Origin of the sequence: Achromobacter spanius, assembly GCF_002966795.1 — a bacterium.
Lineage (GTDB): Bacteria > Pseudomonadota > Gammaproteobacteria > Burkholderiales > Burkholderiaceae_B > Achromobacter > Achromobacter spanius_D.
Genome location: NZ_CP023270.1, coordinates 1,964,454 through 1,982,901 on the forward strand (window position 1 = coordinate 1,964,454; position 18,448 = coordinate 1,982,901).

Consider the following 18,448-nt stretch of genomic DNA (forward strand, 5'->3'; position numbering starts at 1 on the left):
AGCGGAAAAACCCTTATTTTACGACGAGTTGCCATCAGCCCAGCACCGTCGTCCAGAGTTCGCGGACCGCGGCCCGTTCTGCCTGGAGCTGGTCGGGCCCCACGCGGGCCTTTTCCACCCCCTGCAGGCGCAACTGGTGCTGGACGCGCCGCAGCGTGCGGTAGGCGTCGCCGGACCTCGCCGCGAGGTCCGGCGGGATCAGCCCGGCTTCGGCGGCCAGGCGCAGCAGCGCGATGTTGCCCAGGTTGCGCACCAGCACCGGGTGCGTGCGCGCGTGGCACAGCACCAGGTACTGCGTCACGAACTCCACATCGACCATGCCGCCGCGATCGTGCTTCAAGTCAAAGCGGTCCGACGTGTTGGGATGGCCGGCGTTGATCTTCTCGCGCATGGCCAGCACCTCGTTGCGCAGCGCGGCCGTGTCGCGGGGCGCCACCAGGATGTCCTCGCGGATCTTCTCGAAACGGTCGCCCAGGCTGGCGTCGCCGGCGGCAAAACGCGCCCGGGTCAGCGCCTGGTGTTCCCACGCCCAGGCGTGCTTGTGCTGGTATTGCTCGAAGGCCTCGAGCGACACGGCCAGCAGCCCCGCGTCGCCGTCGGGCCGCAGGCGCAGGTCGGTCTCGTACAGCCGGCCCGAGGACGTCATGGTCGACAGCCAGGACGACATGCGCCGGCCCAGCTTGGCGTAGACCTCCGCGGCGTCGTCGCGCGGGTCGTCAAAGAGAAACACCAGGTCCAGGTCGGACGCATAGCCCAGCTCCTTGCCGCCCAGCTTGCCGTACGCGATGACGGCAAAGTGCGGTTCGGCGCCCGGGATCTTGTTCACGAGCGGCCACGCGCGGCGGATGGTTTCGGTAAGCAGCAGGTCGGCCAGCGCCGACAACTGGTCGGCCAGCTTTTCGACGGTGAGCTCGCCCTCCAGATCCTGAGCGAGCAATTGGAAGCTGGCCTGGCGCTGCACATCGCGCATCAGGTTCATCTGGCGTTCGACGTCCGGGTCGCCATCCGGAAGGCGGCAGGCGTCCAGGTCCGCGGTCAGCTGCCGGGCGATCTGGCCGAAGTCCAGCGGCTCGAAAAGCGTGCGCCAGTCGATCAGGCTGTCGAGCAGCAGCGGGTGCTGGGTCAGATACTGCGCGGCCCACGGGCTGGCGGCCACCATGCGCGCCACGCGGGCGAGCGTGTCGGGGTACTCGGCCAGCAGGGCCAGGTACGCGCTGCGCTGCGCAATCTTTTCGATCAGGTCGAAGAGGCGGACGGCGGCCTCATGCGGCGCCGGCGTCTGCAGCGCGGCGCGCAGCGCTGCAGGCAGCAGGATCTCCATGCGGCGGCGGCTGCTTTCGGGCAGGCTGCGCACGCGGTGGCTGCCGGACAGCGTCTGGGCGCGGCGCAAGAGGTCGTCCGCGTCGTTGCCGAACGCCTGGCGGATCTGATCGCTCAGTTCGCTTTCGCTGTCGGGCTCGTCCTGGCTGGACGGCGCGGCGTCCGCGGTGGCGTCCGACGTTGCGGTGGGCGCGGCTTCTTCCTCGCCCATGCCGACCATGCGGAACACGTTGCGGAAGGTCTGCGACACAAACGTGCGGTGCGCGGCCAACGTGCTTTCGAAGTCTTCGGGCGTCAGCCCCAGCGCCGCGGCCAGGGCGGCGCGCAGGTCGGGGTCGCCGGGCAAGAGGTGGGTCTGCTCGTCTTCACGGTACTGCAGCGCGTGTTCGGTGCGGCGCAGGAAGCGGTAGGCGTCTTCCAGCCGGCGGGCGTCGTCCTCGGGGACCAGACCCGCCACGCATTCGGCATGCAGCGCTTCCAGCAAGCCGCGCTTTTGCAGCGCCGGCATGCGGCCGCCGCGGATCAATTGCGCAAGCTGCACCACGAACTCGATCTCGCGGATGCCGCCGTCGCCCAGCTTGATGTTGTTGGCGCTGTCGATGCCGTTGCGCGCCGACGCGCGGCGCTGCCAGTCCTGGCGGATGCGCTCGCGCAGCGCGCGCAGCGCGGCCAGCGCGTCAAAATCGAAGTACTTGCGGTAGACGAAGGGCACACGCAGGCTTTCGAGCTGCCTGGCCTGCGCCGCGCTGTCGCTGTCTTCAAATGCCTGCGCGGGCATCAGGCGCGCCTTCAGCCACGCATAGCGTTCCCATTCGCGGCCCTGGCCGATCAGGTAATGCTCCAGGGCGTCCAGGCTCCAGGCCAACGGGCCGGAGTCGCCATCGGGACGCAGGCGCAGGTCGGTGCGGAACACCTGACCGTTGGCGTCGACCTCGGACAGCACCGGCATCATGCGGCGGGTCAGTCGGCCATAGAACTCGTGGTGGCTGATGCGGCGGGGACCGTCGGTTTCGCCTTCCTCGCCGTACAGCATGATGAGGTCGATGTCGGACGAGACGTTCAGCTCGCAGCCGCCCAGCTTGCCCATGCCGACGATCAGCATCTCCTGCGGCTTGCCGGTGGCGGGGTCACGCGGAACGCCGTGCACGGACGCCAGTTCGGCCGCCACGCTGCGATAGGCGGCGGCCACCGCCATGTCCGCCAGCGTGGTCATGGCGCCCACCACTTCTTCAAGCGGCGCTTGCCCGGTCAGATCGCGCACGATCAGCACGCTGAACACGCGCTCGCGCAGCTTGCGCAGCACCATGCGGCAGACGTCCACCGGCAGGGCGGCGGAGGCGTCCGAGGCCGTGCCGGCCAGTTCATTCTGCCACTGCGCCAACAGCTCCGGTGTCACGGGGTGTTTCACGGCCTCGTCCAACCAGGCGGCCAGGTCCGGGTGGGCGTCCAGGCGGCGGCGCAGATGGCCGGACCAGGCGAGGGCGGGGGCAAGCAAAGATGGTTTCGACATGGTGCAAAGGGCGGCAGACGGATGGACGTGTTTCAGGTATAAGTGGGGACGATACTGCAAGACATCTCCTCCTGCCCACTGATCCGTGTCTGTTCCAAAAAAAGTGCTCCGCAGCCTGTTCTGGGCCGCGCTGACCGTCTATGGCGTCGTCGCCATCGGGTTTCTGGGCGTGCGCTATTGGGTCCTCCCGCGGGTGGATCAGTGGCGCCCTCAGATCGAAGCCTACGCCAGCGAAGCGTTGGGCGCCCGCGTTACGATCGGCGCGATCAAGGCAAACTGGCGAGGGCTCAATCCCAGGCTCGATCTCGCCGCCGTCCAGGTCTACGACGACGAGGCCGATCCGGTATTGAGCCTGCCGTCCGTGTCCGCAGTTGTTGCGTGGCGCAGCCTGCTGGCGCTGTCGCCCACGCTGGTGCGGCTGCGGCTGGAAAAACCCGAACTCACGCTGCGGCGGGACGCGTCCAATCATCTGTGGGTCGCCGGGCAGGACATCGACCTGAACGCAAGCGACCACGCCTCCGATCTGAATCATCCGGGCCTGCGCTGGCTGGCGGCGCAGCGCGAACTGCTGGTCAGCGACGCGACGCTGCGCTGGCAGGACGAATTGCGCCAGGCGCCGGAACTGACGCTCGAGGGGGTCGACTTCCTGGTGCGCAACGGCGCGCTGTCGCATCGGTTCGTGCTGCAGGCTTCCGCGGGCCCCGCGCTGGCGCACAAGCTGGAGCTGCGCGGCGAATTCAACCGTAGCCTTTTTGCCACCGACGCCAAGAAACCCGCCAACTGGAGCGGACAGATTTTTGCGCAGGCCGATGACGTGGAGCCGCTGGCCTGGGCGCCGTGGATCGACGTGCCCGCGGTCGCCGGCCGGCTGGCCGCGCGGACGTGGTGGCAACTGGACCACGGCAAGTTCACCGAACTGACCAGCGACGTCGCTGTGCGCGGCGTGGCCTGGACCTCCGCGCCGGACGGCCCCGCCGTCCAGACCGGCTCGGGCCAATTGCGCTTTTCGGTGTGGCCCGGCGATTACGTGAAGATCGAAGGCGTGCCGCTGGGTCGCAGCACGGGCGCGCCTGACGTGGCCGTCAAGGGCAAGGTGCATCAGTTGCGCGTGACGCTGCCGGGCGTCTTCGAGACGCCGACCCTGCGGGCCGACGACCTGGAGCTCGACGCCCAGGTCAAGGGGCCGGATCCGGCGCATTGGTTCGTGGACGTGGCCCAATTGCGTTTGGCCAATGAAGATCTGGAAGCACGCCTGCAAGGGCAATGGCGGCCCGAGGGCAAGACCGCCGCGGGCACTGCCGACGTGCGCGGCACGATGGTGCGCGGCTCGATGCCGGCCATCCACCGTTATCTGCCGCTCGAGGTAAACGCGGACGCCCGCGAATGGCTGGCGACCGGCCTGCCCGCCGGGCAGATGCACTCGGCGGCCATCACGCTCAAGGGCGATCTGGACGACTTTCCGTATGGCGCGCCCGGCTCGACCGGCGAGTTCGTCATCGCGGGCAACTATTCCGGCGCCAAGGTCGATTACGCGCCGGCGCGCAAGCACCACAAGGGCTGGCCGATGCTGGAAAACCTGTCGGGCAGTTTCCGCATCGACAAGGTGAGCCTGGCGCTGGACAGCGCGGGCGGCGCCGTGGCGCATACCGGACAGGGACAAACCGTGAAGTTGGGCGCGGTGAAAGCCGCCATTCCCAACATGGAACACGACTCGCAGCTTCGGGTCACCGGCGATACCTCCGGGCCGGTGGCGGCGTACCTGGCGCTGGCCGCGAATTCTCCGCTGGGCGAGCTGCTGGACGGGGCCCTGGACGAGGCGCACGGCACCGGCGAGTGGCGGATGCCGCTCGATCTGACCGTGCCGCTGCTGAATACCGACGACACGCGGGTGCTGGGGCGCATCAGGTTCTCGGACAATTCGTTCAGCTTCATGCCCGAAATTCCGGTGCTCAGCCAGATCCACGGCGATCTGGAATTCTCGGAAAAGGGCGTGCAGACCAAGGGCATCCGCGCGCAGTTCCTGGGCGGCCCCGTCAACATCTACGGCACGCTGGCGCAAGGCACGGACGCGCTGCGCTTTGACGGCACGCTGTCGGGGGCGGGCCTGACGCAATTGAGCCGCGCCCCGTCGATGTCGCGCTTTGCCGGCCGGGCGGCGTACAAGGGCCGGCTGATCTACCTGAAGGGCGGCGCCATCGACATCTCGGCCGAGTCGGACCTGATCGGCATGGCGATCGACATGCCCGCGCCAGCCGGCAAGCCCGCCAAGTCCGCGCAATTGTTGAAGCTGCAGTGGTCGCCGGCGCAGGACCCTGGCGCGCGCGACCGGCGCTGGCTCACGGCCAGCCTGGGCGACAACGTGAATGCCTTGTTCGAACGGGACCCGGCCGATGGCTCGGCATCTTATTTTTCGCGCGGCGCATTGGGCGTCGGGCGGCCCGCCAGTCTGCCGGAACGCGGGCTGAGCCTGAACGCCAGCCTGCCCGAGTTGGACATGGACGGCTGGGAAAAGGTCTCGGACGGATTCGACGAACCGCCCGTCAAGGGCAGGCCGCCCTCCAAGCCCATCCTGCCGCAGCCCGAGCGCATCAGTCTGGCGGCCGGTGTGATGCACGCCAGCGGCTTCACCTTCAATGATCTGACGCTGTACGCCACGCGCCCCGCGCCGGCGCGCTGGCGCGTCGAACTGGAATCCCGCCAGGCGGCGGGCACGCTGGAATGGCGCGAGGCGCAGGGCGCAATCGCCGGCCAGATCACCGCCCGCCTGAAACATCTGTCGATCGCGGGCGAGGGCGACGCCAACCAGGCCGACAAGGCGCTGGCGTCTGGCAACGACCTGTCGGATATCCCCGCGATCGACCTGCAAGCCAACCAATTCATGCTGTATGGCAAGAATTTGGGCGCGCTGCAGGTGACGGGCACCAATCTTGAGCGGGGGCGGCAGTGGCGGCTGGACAAGCTGTCCATCACCAACGATTCGGCGGCCTTGAATGCCACGGGCAACTGGGGACTGGAGGGCCCGAATCGCGGCCTGACCGTCGATGCGGTGCTCAAGCTGGAAAACGTCGGCGATTTCATGGGCCGGATCGGCTTTGAAAACGTCGTGTCCAACGGCAAGGGAACGATCCAGGGCAAGGCGACCTGGCGCAATCTGCCATGGACGCACAACATCGCCGACGTGGTGGGGGACGTGGTCGTCAGCCTGGACAATGGCCGCTTCATGCACGTGAACTCCCGCACCGCACGCCTGCTGGAGCTGCTGTCGCTGCAGTCGCTGCAACGGCTGGCGCGGCTGGACGTCAATCCCACCAACCTGCTGCGCGACGGCTTTCCGTTTGACACCATTCGGGGCAACGTCAAGGTGGCCGACGGCCTGTTGACCACCGAAGGCTACAAGATCAACGGGCCGGTCGCGGCGATCGTCCTGGCGGGGGGCGTGAACCTCGTCAAGGAACGCTGGGACATGAAGGCGGTGGTCATTCCTAACCTGGATGCCAGCGGCGCGGCGATGGTGACCGCGCTGGCGGTCAATCCGCTGATCGGCCTGGGCGCTTTTGTCACGCAATGGCTGCTCAAGCAGCCGCTCGCCCGCGCAATGACCATGGAATATGCCGTGACGGGAAGCTGGGACGATCCCAGCATCGAGCCGATCGAAGCCGGCAAGGAACCGGCCAAGCAGACGCCGCGCCCCGCGAATGCCACGCCGCGCCGGATGCCGGAATTCATCGAGCACTGAGCTAGACATGAAATATTTCAGATTCGGTGTTCTCGCGGTCGAAGTATTTTCGTGTACGAGCCATACTTAATAATTTCGGCAACGCTATTGGGAGCGAGCCTCGGCGGGCTGTGGCAGGCGTGAAGACGGCGTGCAATCTCGCGCGCGGCCCCGCATGCGACGACACAACCGAGGCGATCACGGTTTCCGGACTTCCCGCTATTCCTGTGAAGTGCCCGCATGCCCGGCTTGAAGGATCTGCTGTCGATGCCTCGATGCTCATGGCCGGGGTACTGACGATTCTCTATAAACCGACGAAATAGCGGCGTCGCTTTGACCGGTAGTTTGACGGGTCCAAGTGCGCGGGCAACCATTGGTCGGTTCTCTGCTTCAGATAGTTGCCAGGGCTCTTGGGATTGCGCTGGTACTTCGCCGCTAGGTAGCGCGCATAGTGATGATCGAACAACCGCATGAACTCGCCGAAGTAAATATCCGCCACCCGGGTGTCACCATGGATCACGAGCATGTTCTCGTCGTTCTGAACCTGGGATGAACTGCTGAAATTCGCCGATCCTGTGACTACGGTGGGCTGTTCACCCAATGGATCGACCAACATGTACTTGGTGTGGATGTAGTCGTTGCTATTGAGCGGGTTGTCGCTTTCCCCAAGCGCGTTGGCAAGAGCGTTGTCTTCCGCGAGGTGACCGCCGGCTGCGAAGGTGACGTCACCATCGGTGCCGATGTCCTCAGTCTTTTTCAGGGGGTCGTCCTTGACGATGTAGCGCAGCACGTTGTTCTGCTTTTGGAAGACGACCTGGAACTCCGGGGCGATGTCAAAGGCTGCAGTGAAGCAGACCAATCGCTGGGCGGCGTCGGCCAAATTCGCATACCACTGCAAAGTCTTCTCTGCTTGCGGCGTTTCCTTGGCTTCGCGAGGGCTGAACAAGAGATGAGTACCGGGCTGTAGCGGCAGGGAGGGAGTCGGGGTTGCCTTGGCATTGGGCGCGCGCAACTTTGCTGCCGTGAGATTGCGCTGCAGGCGCTCCCAATATGCGAGGTATTGAGCGGCAATCTCCAGGTCATGGACGATATGGCCGACGTTCGAGTGGCCGAAGATCCCGCCGGCCGAAATGTTGGTCGATCCCGTCCACACACTGACCGGCGTGTCATCCTTCAAGAGCACGATGAACTTGTTGTGCCGAAGTCCTGCGGAGACGGTGCGCGGATGAACGAAGTCGGCCAAGCCTGCCTGCTCGATCGTGGCTTCGTTCTCCACCTTGTAGGAGCTCGCTGCGTCGTAGACGATCTGCACATCCCCTTTGCCTGCGGCGTCACGCAGTGCCTGGGCGACAGGCAGGTAATGGAACTCATATAAGGCAGCGCGCAGGCCCATGCCTTGCTTGGCACCGCGCTTGATGAAGGCGAGCAGCGCCTCGTACAGTCCTCGCGAGAGCCACTTCATCGGCCTAGAAGCTGGAGCATCCGGATCGGGAGCGACGTTTCCAAACTCCCGTGCATAGGCCTGCGAGCCGATCACGCCCCGGTTGAAGTAAATTTCGTGCCGGGTTTCCTTGCCAGCAGGCGCTGAGGTGGTTTCGCAGCGAATGCGGACCGAGATGCCCTGGGCTTCCTCGACTCGGAGTTTCTTCGGCTCGCCGAACACCGGTTCCACCGCATATTCGTATTGCACGCCGGTAGCTGCCGTGTAGTCGGCCCACAGGAAGCTCTGGACAGGATGCTCGCTCGTGGACACGAGCGTTCCCGGATGCAGCCCCCTGTCCTTGTCTTCGAAACGCTTGAGCCCCCGCAGGTAGTGGCTGGTTTCCACATTCCCGGCGGCGTCAAATGTCTTGCGGTGCACGGCGAAACCCAGAAGGTTGTCCTCGGCGACGAGCGCAGGGACATCCGGCAAGTCTACGAAGTCCCAGGCCAGGACGACGACATGGGTGCCTGCGATAGCTCGGATGCGCAGATAACTTCCAGTGGCGGATGCTCGCATGAAGAAGCTCCTTCCGTGGTAGCTACTGATTGGGGGATCTAACCTTGATCTGCTGGCTGTCAGGGGTTCCGCCGATTGGGCAAGCTATCGGTTTGAGCTCTTTGTCCAGGCAGATCCACAGCTCTTTGAGCCGGTTGCTCGAGGCTACGTTGACGCGCAGGCTGTCGGCCGGCAATGATGGGTTGCGTGCAAGGAATGCCTGCTTGATGTCGGCCACCTTGGCGTCCACCAATTGATTCCGGCCAGGCTGAGAACCGACCATCTCTTGCATGGTGGGGCGGCGCACCGAGGCGTATACGCTCTGGATGTCGGAGAAGTACCGATCAGGGGATGACCAGCCGCACGTGCCGTGCGCTTGCCACTCGTTTTGCATCAGGTCCGTGCCCGGCATCATGCATAGATGCTGCTTGACCAAAGGAGCAGGCAGCGCCCCGACTCTCTGGCAATTTCGCGGGTGGTCACGATTGGAACGAGCCTTTCCGTTCTGGGGCCACAGGCCGTGTACCACCCATTCGAAACGATTTCCGGAAAAGCACTGAAAGGCGTGCTGTTCTCGTGCTGATTTGGGCTTGCTACGCTGAGCCTCGCAATGTTCCGGCGACCAAGACAGAACCATGGCAAGGTAATCCGTCGGGAGATCCTTGTTGACGTAATCCACGGACTTTGGCGGAGCTGGTTCGACAGTGCTAGGCAAGGCGCAGATTTCTTGCGCGAAGATTGGGGTGGCGAAAGTTGCCAGCACTCCCCAGAGCAACGTGCGTGTCCAAAATGAATGCCGTGATTTGCGTCCCATGATGGCGTCCCCGAGTGGCGAAATGACTTAGCGCGCAAAACCCGCGCGCGAAATATTTTTCATTTTGTAACTTAGGTGTGACGGCCAATTGTCAGTGCAGCATTGCCCCACCGAATCCAATGGCACAATTTCAACCTCCGGATGAGTTCCGTTGGGATGAATGCTGGGGTGTGTGTTCGACGCGGACCGCTACTTCGATTTTTTACTGCAAAGCATCGCTCAACTATTCACAATTGGCAATTGGTCATGAGACCCTCGGCAGCAACCGCAAGTCTCGACTTCCGGCCTGCGAGTTCGAGTTCATTACCAAAAGTGTGATGTTGCGCAAGTCCACGCACGCGCACCGCCTCCACGGCCCCTGGATGCTTGTGGATCAATCCTGCTCACCATCGGGCGCGGACTTTGTGAGCTTGGCTATTGCCTTGACGACTTTTCAGAAAGACCCGGTATCCATGGGTCCATGGGACCATGCGAGCCGACGCTGCGCCAGCTTTCGAAAAGCACCGGTTTAACGCGCTTAAGTGGTTGTACCCCGATGTGTTGGGCTTCGGAGTAGTCCAGCGCAATGCGGTACTGGAGTCATGGTGAAATGAAAAAAGCCGCCCTCGATGAACTGACCCCCGAAAGTTGGACATTGATCCAACCTTCGGGGGTTTTTATATGGCGAAGTACAACGAGCAGTTCAAGTTAAAGGTGGTGCGGGAGTGTTTGAAGGGCACTGAGAGTGGTCGTTCGGTGGCGGCGCGTCACGAATTGCACCATTCGCTGGTCAGCGGATGGGTCGAGAGCTATCGCGTACATGGCTTGGCGGGTCTTCGCCGGCAGTCTGGGACGTATAGCGCAGCCTTCAAGCAGTCGGTGTTGCGCAAGATCCGTGACCAAGGGCTGTCCGACATCCAGGCCGCGACACTGCTGGGGATCCGCAGTTCAGGTCATATTGGGAAGTGGCGCGCCCAGTATGATGCTGGGGGTATAGAGGCGTTGGCGCGCAAGCGTCCAGGAGCAAGCATGCCCCACAAATACCCCCCGGAGCCCGTGTCCAAGGACATGACTAAAGAAGAGCTTCTCGAGGAAGTTGCGAACCTGCGAGCGGAGTTGGACTACCTAAAAAAGCTCGATGCCTTGATCGAAGCGGAAAAGACCAAAGCGCTCGTTGGAAAGCGCAAGTGGTCCAAGGATTGAGGCATAAGCATCCGCTGGAACGACTGCTGCGTGTGGCCGAGCTGTCACGCAGCACGTTCTACTACCACCTGAAGGTGCTGGACGCCGCAGACCCGTACGCTGAGCTAAAGCAACGTATTGGCGCGATCTTCGCGCGTCATAAAGGCCGCTACGGCTATCGCCGTATCACGGCGGTTTTGCGCCAGGCAGGTGATCTGGTGAACCACAAAACGGTGCAGAAACTGATGCAGGCATTGGGCTTGAAGTCGCTTGTGCGCGCCAAGAAGTACCGGTCATACCGAGGCCAGTCACATCACGTGGCGGCCAATCTGTTAGCGCGTGACTTCGAGGCTGCGCAGCCGCACGAGAAGTGGGTTACCGACGTGACCGAGTTCAACGTGCGTGGGGAGAAGTTGTACCTGTCACCGGTGATGGACCTGTACAACGGTGAGATCGTGGCTTACGAGACCAGCCGGCGACCGGTGTTCAAGCTCGTGGGCAACATGCTGAAAAAGGCGCTGGCTCGGCTACGCCCGGCGGACCGTCCTGTCCTGCACTCCGACCAAGGTTGGCAGTACCAGCAACCCGCATACCGACACATGCTCGTAGCCCGGTCAGTCACGCAAAGCATGTCACGCAAGGGAAACTGCCTGGACAATGCGGCCATGGAGAGCTTCTTCGGTACCTTGAAGGCTGAGTTCTTCCACCTGAACCGCTTCGAGAGCATCGAGCAGTTGCAGGTCGGCATCAGGCAGTACATCCGTTACTACAATCACGATCGCATCAAGCTCAAGCTAAAAGGCCTGAGCCCGGTGCAATACCGAGCTCAGGCCTTCGGGCTTTAGCTTCTGACCGTCCAACTTCTGGGGGTCAGTTCACGAAGGGGCGGCTTTTCTTGGCGCGAACGTTCCGCTTACTTCTTCTTCATCATGTCGAAGAATTCGGCGTTGGTCTTGGTGGCGCGCATCTTGTCCAGGATGAATTCCATGGACTGGACTTCGTCCATGTCGTGGATGAACTTGCGCAGCACCCACACCTTCTGCAGCAGGTCGGGGGCGATCAGCAGCTCTTCGCGGCGGGTGCCCGACTTGTTCAGGTTGATGGACGGGTAGACGCGCTTTTCAGCCAGGCGGCGCTCGAGGTGGACTTCGGAGTTGCCGGTGCCCTTGAATTCTTCATAGATGACTTCATCCATGCGGCTGCCGGTTTCGATCAGCGCGGTGCCCAGGATGGTCAGCGAGCCGCCTTCTTCCAGGTTGCGCGCCGCGCCGAAGAAGCGCTTGGGGCGCTGCAGGGCGTTGGCGTCCACGCCGCCGGTCAGCACCTTGCCGGAGGCCGGCACGACGGTGTTGTAGGCGCGGGCCAGACGGGTGATCGAGTCCAGCAGGATCACGACGTCCTTCTTCATTTCGACCAGGCGCTTGGCCTTTTCGATGACCATTTCGGCCACTTGCACGTGACGCGTGGCGGGTTCGTCGAAGGTCGACGCAACCACTTCACCGCGCACGGTGCGCTGCATTTCGGTCACTTCCTCGGGGCGTTCATCGACCAGCAGGACGATCATGACCGCGTCGGGGTAGTTGGTGGTGATGGCGTGCGCAATGTGCTGCATCATCACCGTCTTGCCGGATTTGGGGCTGGCGACGATCAGGCCGCGCTGGCCCATGCCGATGGGGGCAAAGACGTCGAGGATCCGGCCGGTGAGGTTTTCCTCGCTCTTGATGTCGCGTTCCAGGCGGATGACGCGGTTCGGGTGCAGCGGCGTCAGGTTCTCGAACATGATGCGATGCTTGATCGCCTCGGGCGCCACGCCGTTGACCTTGTCCACCTTCACCAGGGCGAAATAGCGCTCGCCATCCTTGGGGGTGCGCACTTCGCCTTCGATCGAATCGCCGGTGTGCAGATTGAAACGGCGGATCTGCGACGGCGAAATGTAGATGTCGTCGGTGCTGGCCAGATACGAGGTTTCCGGCGAGCGCAGGAAACCAAAGCCGTCGGGCAGGACTTCAAGAACGCCGTCGCCGAAGATCTGCTCGCCCTGCTTGGCGCGCCGCTTCATGATGGCGAACATCAGTTCCTGCTTGCGCAGGCGGTTGGCGTTCTCGATTTCCAGGCCAGCGGCCATTTCGAGCAGCTGCGAGACGTGCAGCGCCTTCAGTTCGTTGAGGTGCATCGCGGTGAGTGTTGGGGGAAAAGTAAAGGAGGGTCTGGCGGCGCGCCACGGACGGGCTCGCGCGGTACTGAATGAGCGCCGCCTATGCGGCGGCGCCCTCGTTTACAGCACGCGATTTACAACGCGCCGTCCAGGAATGCGGTGAGTTGCGACTTCGACAGCGCGCCAACTTTGGTGGCGGCAGCTTGGCCGTCTTTAAAGAGCATAAGGGTCGGAATGCCGCGGATGCCGTACTTGGTGGCGGTGCCCTGATTTTCGTCCACGTTCAGTTTGGCGATGGTCAAGCGGCCAGCGTATTCGGTCGCGACTTCTTCCAAAATGGGGGCGATCATCTTGCAGGGGCCACACCAGGCAGCCCAGTAGTCCACCAGCACCGGCTGGCCGGATTTCAACACATCGGCATCGAAGCTGGCGTCACTGACGTTCTTGATTTGGTCGCTCATGATGGTGATTCTCGGTTCGGCAGCAAAAGGCGCGTTAAAACGCGCCTTGCCGTTGTTCTTGTTTGTGGAATGGACTCAAGCATACCACTGTCAATAACAACAGGCATACCACTGTTAATAACAACAGGGTTTGCAGGTTTTTGTGTAGGATGTTGCGGCGCAGCTGTCGCGATCCGGGAGGTCAACGTCCGGATCGGCGGTTGTGACTGTTCATCATCCTACCGAAATCGGACCTGGTCAGGTCGTGCGCATCCCACCCGGAGCCGCGCAGAATCTAGGCTTAACCGTAAAATGTCGGTTTTTTTCCACAGATGTTGGGGATAACTTGGCCACTCCACGTTACAACGAGGCGTCCATCCGCGTCCTGAAGGGGCTGGAACCCGTGCGGCAGCGCCCGGGCATGTACACCCGCACCGAAAACCCTCTGCACGTCGTGCAGGAGGTCATAGACAACGCCGCGGACGAGGCCCTCGCCGGTCACGGCAAACAGATCCAGGTGACGCTGCATGCCGATGGCAGCGTCTCCGTCGAGGACGACGGCCGCGGCATTCCCGTCGGCCTGCATCCCGAAGAAAACGCGCCCGTCGTCGAACTCGTGTTCACGCGCCTGCATGCGGGCGGCAAGTTCGACAAGGCGGGCGGCGGCGCTTACGCCTTCTCGGGCGGTCTGCACGGCGTCGGCGTGTCCGTCACCAACGCGCTCGCCACCCGCCTGGAAGTCATCGTCTGGCGCGACAACGCCGTCAGCCGGCTGGAGTTCAAGGGCGGCGACGTCGCCGAGCCCCTGGCGCCTTACGACCAGGGTGGCCGCAAGAAGTCCGGCACCCGCGTGCGCGTCTGGCCCGATGCCAAATACTTCGACAGCCCCAATATTCCTTTGGGTGAGCTGACGCACCTGCTGCGCAGCAAGGCCGTGCTGCTGCCGGGCGTGAAGGTCACGCTCGTCAACGAGAAAACCAACGACACCAAGACCTGGCAGTATCAGGATGGCCTGCGCGGCTACCTGGCCGAAGCCCTGGTTGGCGCCGAACTGATGGTGCCGTTCTTCGAAGGCGCGCAGTACGCAGGCGCCGACCACGAAAACTTCGCCGAAGGCGAGGGCGCCCAATGGGTGGTGGCCTGGACCGACGACGGCAACGCGGTGCGCGAGTCCTACGTCAACCTGATTCCCACGCCGGCCGGCGGCACGCATGAATCCGGCCTGCGCGAAGGTCTCTTCGGCGCGGTCAAGGGCTTTGCCGAGCTTCACAGCCTGCTGCCCAAGGGCGTGAAGCTCTTGCCCGAAGACGTGTTCGCCCGCGCCAGCTTCGTGCTGTCGGCCAAGGTGCTCGATCCGCAGTTCCAGGGTCAGATCAAGGAACGCCTGAACAGCCGCGACGCCGTGCGGCTGGTCGGCGGCTTCTCCAAGAGCGCGCTCGACCTCTGGTTGCACAGCAACGTCGAATACGGCAAGAAGCTCGCGGAACTGGCCATCCGGCAGGCGCAGGCGCGCCAGCGTTCGGCCCAGAAGGTTGAAAAGCGCAAGAGCTCCGGCGTGGCGGTGCTGCCCGGCAAGCTGACCGACTGCGAGTCCAGCGACGCCACCCGCACCGAAGTGTTCCTGGTCGAGGGCGACTCGGCCGGCGGCTCGGCCAAGATGGGCCGCGACAAGGAATTTCAGGCCATCCTGCCGCTGCGCGGCAAGGTGCTCAATTCCTGGGAAGTCGACCGCGACCGGCTCTTTGCCAACAACGAGATCCACGACATTTCCGTGGCCATCGGCGTCGACCCCCACGGCCCCAACGACTCGCCCGACCTGTCCGGCCTGCGCTACGGCCGCATCTGCATCCTGTCGGACGCGGACGTCGACGGCTCGCACATCCAGGTGTTGCTGCTGACGCTGTTCTACCGGCACTTTCCCAAGCTCGTCGAGGCTGGCAACGTCTACGTCGCCAAGCCGCCGCTGTTCCGCCTGGACGTGCCCGCCCAGGGCAAGCGTCCCGCCCGCAAGATCTATTGTCTTGACGATGGCGAGCTCGAAGCCGCGCAGGACAAGCTGCGCAAGGAAGGCGTTCGCGAAGGCGCGTGGGCCGTCAGCCGCTTCAAGGGTCTGGGCGAAATGAACCCGGAGCAACTGTGGGAAACCACCATGAATCCGGACACGCGCCGCCTGCTGCCCGTGGGCTACGGCGACCAGACCCCCGACGACACCACCCGCATGTTCGACATGCTGATGGGCAAGGGCGAGTCCTCGCAACGCCGCGCGTGGATCGAGGAAAAGGGCAACCTGGCGGAGCTCGACATCTGATGACGCTGTCTGCGCCCGGGCAAGCCCGCATGGTCGTCGACCTGACCGCCGACGACTACGCGGATTTTGCCGCCTACGTGTACAAGCGACCGGAACTGCGCCGCCGCCGTTACCGGTCTCATTTGCGCTTCGGCGTCCTGATGATCGTCGCGCTGCTCGCGTACCTGATCTGGCAGACCTGGGACGGTAAGGGCCCCAACTGGGGCGCGATCCTGCCGGTGTACTTCCAGGGGCTGGCGGTCGGGCTGGGCATCCTTGCGCTGCTGGCCCTGGCCTACGAATACGTCCTGCCGGGACTCGTGCGGATGAACACGCGCCGCATGCTGGCCAAGCAGCCCGACACGCTGTACCTGGGGCGGCACGAGCTCGACTTCGGACCCGACGGCGTCACGGACAGCACCGCCTCCGCCTCCGGGCAGATGGCGTGGACCGACGTGCGGCGGGTCGAGGAAACCCCCGAACATCTCTACGTCATCCTCGGCACGCTGCAGGGCGTGATCATCCCCAAGCGAGGGCAGGACGCCGCCACGCTGCAGGCCGTGCGCGCCCAGATGCGCGCGCATGTCGCCGACGCGCAGCTCCTGGCCCCGTCCGCCTGAGGCGCATTGACGCCGTTTCGATGAATTTGTCTACCTGAAACCATCATGACCGATAGCAATCAACCCGGCCTGTTTGACTCCAATCCGCCCGGCGGCGACGGCGACGGTGACGGCAACGCCGCCATCACGCTGGCGCGCTACGCGGAGCAGGCCTATCTGGACTACGCGGTTTCCGTGGTGCGCGGCCGCGCGCTTCCCGACGTGGGCGATGGCCAGAAGCCGGTGCAGCGCCGCATTCTTTTTGCCATGCAGGCGATGGGGCTGGGCTCCGGCGCCAAGCCCGTCAAATCCGCGCGCGTCGTCGGCGACGTGCTGGGTAAGTACCACCCGCACGGCGACCAGGCCGCGTACGACGCCATGGTGCGCATGGCGCAGGATTTCTCGCTGCGCTATCCGCTGATCGACGGTCAGGGCAACTTCGGTTCGCGCGACGGCGACAACGCCGCCGCCATGCGTTACACGGAAGCGCGCCTTACGCCCATCGCCAAGCTGCTGCTCGACGAGCTGGACGAGGGCACCGTCGATTTCGTGCCCAACTACGACGGCAGCCAGCAAGAGCCGCAGATGCTGCCGGCACGGCTGCCCGTGATGCTGCTGAACGGCGCCTCGGGCATTGCCGTCGGCATGGCCACCGAGATCCCGCCGCACAACCTGCGCGAAGTCGCCCAGGCCTGCGTGGCGCTCATCAAGCAGCCGCAGTTGCCGGACGAAGAACTGTACGCCATGATCCCCGGCCCGGACTTCGCGGGCGGCGGCCAGATCATCACCCCGGCGGCCGATATCGCGCAGATCTATGGTGTGGGCCGCGGCTCGCTCAAGGTGCGCGCGCGCTGGCAGTTTGAAGAAATGGCGCGCGGCCAGTGGCAACTGGTCGTCAACGAGCTGCCGCCCGGCACGTCCGGCCAGAAGGTGCTCGAAGAGATCGAGGAAATCACCAATCCCAAGGTCAAGACGGGCAAGAAGAGCCTGACGCCGGAGCAGACGCAGGCCAAGGCCGTGATGCTGAACCTGCTGGACGCCGTGCGCGACGAATCCGGCAAGGACGCCGCAGTGCGCCTGGTCTTCGAACCCAAGACCTCGCGGGTGGACCGCGACGAGTTCGTCAACACGCTGCTGGCGCAGACCAGCATGGAAGGCAGCTCCAGCGTCAACCTCGTGTGCATCGGCACCGACGGCCGCCCGCGCCAGAAGGGCCTGCGCGACGTTCTGGTCGAATGGCTGGCGTTCCGCACCAACACCGTGGTGCGCCGCACGCGCTTCCGCCTGGACAAGGTCATTGACCGCATCCATGTGCTGGAAGGCCGCATGGTCGTCTACCTGAACGTGGACGAGGTCATCCAGACGATCCGCGAATCCGACGAGCCCCGCGCCGCGCTGATGGAACGCTTCAAGCTGTCCGAGCGCCAGGCCGAGGACATCCTCGAAATGCGCCTGCGTCAGCTGGCGCGCCTGGAAGGCTTCAAGATCGAACAGGAGCTGGCCGACAAGCGCAAGGACCAGGTCTCGCTGCAGGAGCTGCTGGACAATCCCACGACCCTCAAGCGCCTGCTGATCAAGGAAATCGAAGCCGACGCCAAGCAGTTTGGCGACGATCGCCGCACCCTGATCGAGACGGCCGAGCGCGCCGTTCTCGAAACCAAGGTGCTGGACGAACCGGTCACCGTGGTCGTCTCGCAGAAGGGCTGGCTGCGCGCCCGCCAGGGCCACGGCCATGACGCCTCGCAGTTCGGCTTCAAGCAGGGCGACGACATGTACGGCGCCTTCGAGTGCCGCACCACCGATACGCTGATCGCGGTCGGCGACAACGGCCGGGTCTACTCGGTGCCGGTGTCCGGCCTGCCGTCGGCTCGCGGTGACGGCCAACCGGTCACCACGATGATCGACCTGGAATCCGGCACGCGCATCGTCCATACGATCGCCGCGTCCGCCGACAGCCGCTGGCTGCTGGCAACGCGCGGGGGCTATGGGTTTGCGGCCAAGCTCTCCGACATGGTCAGCCGTCAGCGCGCGGGCAAGCAGTTCATCACGCTTGAAACGGGCGACGAACTGCTGCGTCCGGTGCCGCTGTTTGCAGGCGCCCAGCAACTGGCGCTGCTGTCGCAAAAGGGCAAGTTCCTGGTCTTTGGCCTGGACGAGGTCAAGTCGCTGTCGGGCGGCGGACGCGGCACCATCCTGATGGGACTGGACGGCGCGGACAAGCTCGACCAGACCGTGCCGATCGGCCCGAAGGGCTTGCGCGCCACCGGCATCTATCGCAACAAGATGACCGAGGACATCCTGGCGGGTGCGGACTTGGCGGTGTATGTCGGCAAGCGGGCCCGCAAGGGGCGCGCGCTGGACGTGCGGCCCAAGCAGCCGCTGCTGTCTCCGGTGCTGGGTTGACGACTGCGCGCCGCCTGACGCGGAGAACGCCCGGCGGCGCGCGCCACATGCGCGGCCGGGCTTCCA

Annotated in this window: 10 protein-coding genes; 5 read left to right on the plus strand and 5 right to left on the minus strand. The window is 64.2% G+C overall.

Features of this window, described 5'->3' with window-relative positions; genetic code table 11:
* Positions 1-34: 34 nt before the first annotated feature.
* Positions 35-2,830, minus strand: coding sequence for a bifunctional [glutamate--ammonia ligase]-adenylyl-L-tyrosine phosphorylase/[glutamate--ammonia-ligase] adenylyltransferase (gene glnE, locus CLM73_RS08850; protein WP_105238121.1), 2,796 nt, complete (start codon positions 2,828-2,830; stop codon positions 35-37).
* Positions 2,831-2,933: 103 nt separating this feature from the next.
* On the opposite strand from glnE, the gene CLM73_RS08855 reads away from it, so the two are divergent.
* Positions 2,934-6,566, plus strand: coding sequence for a YhdP family protein (locus tag CLM73_RS08855; protein ID WP_105238122.1), 3,633 nt, complete (start codon positions 2,934-2,936; stop codon positions 6,564-6,566).
* A 283-nt stretch (positions 6,567-6,849) separates the two neighbouring features.
* Here the strand turns inward: CLM73_RS08855 and CLM73_RS08860 are convergent, their stop codons facing one another.
* Complete coding sequence (locus tag CLM73_RS08860) at positions 6,850-8,544, minus strand: phospholipase D-like domain-containing protein (protein ID WP_105238123.1); 1,695 nt, start codon at positions 8,542-8,544, stop codon at positions 6,850-6,852.
* 22 nt (positions 8,545-8,566) lie between these two features.
* Positions 8,567-9,202, minus strand: coding sequence for a ribonuclease T2 family protein (locus CLM73_RS08865; protein WP_234015834.1), 636 nt, complete (start codon positions 9,200-9,202; stop codon positions 8,567-8,569).
* Positions 9,203-9,997: 795 nt separating this feature from the next.
* Between CLM73_RS08865 and CLM73_RS08870 the strand changes: the two genes are divergently transcribed.
* Positions 9,998-11,343 (plus strand): IS3 family transposase gene (locus tag CLM73_RS08870; RefSeq protein WP_234015712.1). Its coding sequence is split into 2 segments (ribosomal slippage): positions 9,998-10,442 and positions 10,442-11,343, totalling 1,347 coding nucleotides; the frame shifts between segments, so codons are not numbered across the junction.
* A 68-nt stretch (positions 11,344-11,411) separates the two neighbouring features.
* Here the strand turns inward: CLM73_RS08870 and rho are convergent.
* The gene (gene rho / locus CLM73_RS08875) at positions 11,412-12,671 is read right to left on the minus strand and encodes a transcription termination factor Rho (protein WP_043541410.1); all 1,260 of its coding nucleotides are present in this window, start codon (positions 12,669-12,671) and stop codon (positions 11,412-11,414) included.
* Positions 12,672-12,787: 116 nt separating this feature from the next.
* A complete protein-coding gene (trxA, locus tag CLM73_RS08880; protein WP_006218534.1) occupies positions 12,788-13,114 on the minus strand; it encodes a thioredoxin TrxA in 327 nt (108 codons plus the stop codon).
* A gap of 325 nt (positions 13,115-13,439) precedes the next feature.
* Here trxA and CLM73_RS08885 point away from each other — a divergent pair, with 325 nt between their 5' ends.
* The 3 genes from CLM73_RS08885 to parC are packed head-to-tail and all read left to right on the plus strand — an operon-like array spanning position 13,440 to position 18,382.
* On the plus strand, positions 13,440-15,401 hold the full coding sequence (locus CLM73_RS08885; RefSeq protein ID WP_105238125.1) for a DNA topoisomerase IV subunit B: 1,962 nt from the start codon (positions 13,440-13,442) through the stop codon (positions 15,399-15,401).
* Positions 15,401-16,000, plus strand: coding sequence for a YcxB family protein (locus CLM73_RS08890; protein WP_105238126.1), 600 nt, complete (start codon positions 15,401-15,403; stop codon positions 15,998-16,000). The genes CLM73_RS08885 and CLM73_RS08890 overlap by 1 nt, the downstream gene beginning before the upstream one ends.
* Before the next feature lie 45 nt (positions 16,001-16,045).
* Positions 16,046-18,382, plus strand: a complete 2,337-nt coding sequence (gene parC / locus CLM73_RS08895; RefSeq protein ID WP_105238127.1) for a DNA topoisomerase IV subunit A — start codon at positions 16,046-16,048, stop codon at positions 18,380-18,382.
* Positions 18,383-18,448: the final 66 nt, after the last annotated feature.

Coding starts and splice junctions, on each gene's coding strand:
- parC (WP_105238127.1), top strand. CDS start 16,046: ATGACCGATAGCAATCAACCCGGCCTGTTTGACTCCAATCCGCCCGGC.
- glnE (WP_105238121.1), bottom strand. CDS start 2,830: ATGTCGAAACCATCTTTGCTTGCCCCCGCCCTCGCCTGGTCCGGCCAT.
- trxA (WP_006218534.1), bottom strand. CDS start 13,114: ATGAGCGACCAAATCAAGAACGTCAGTGACGCCAGCTTCGATGCCGAT.
- CLM73_RS08890 (WP_105238126.1), top strand. CDS start 15,401: ATGACGCTGTCTGCGCCCGGGCAAGCCCGCATGGTCGTCGACCTGACC.
- CLM73_RS08860 (WP_105238123.1), bottom strand. CDS start 8,544: ATGCGAGCATCCGCCACTGGAAGTTATCTGCGCATCCGAGCTATCGCA.
- rho (WP_043541410.1), bottom strand. CDS start 12,671: ATGCACCTCAACGAACTGAAGGCGCTGCACGTCTCGCAGCTGCTCGAA.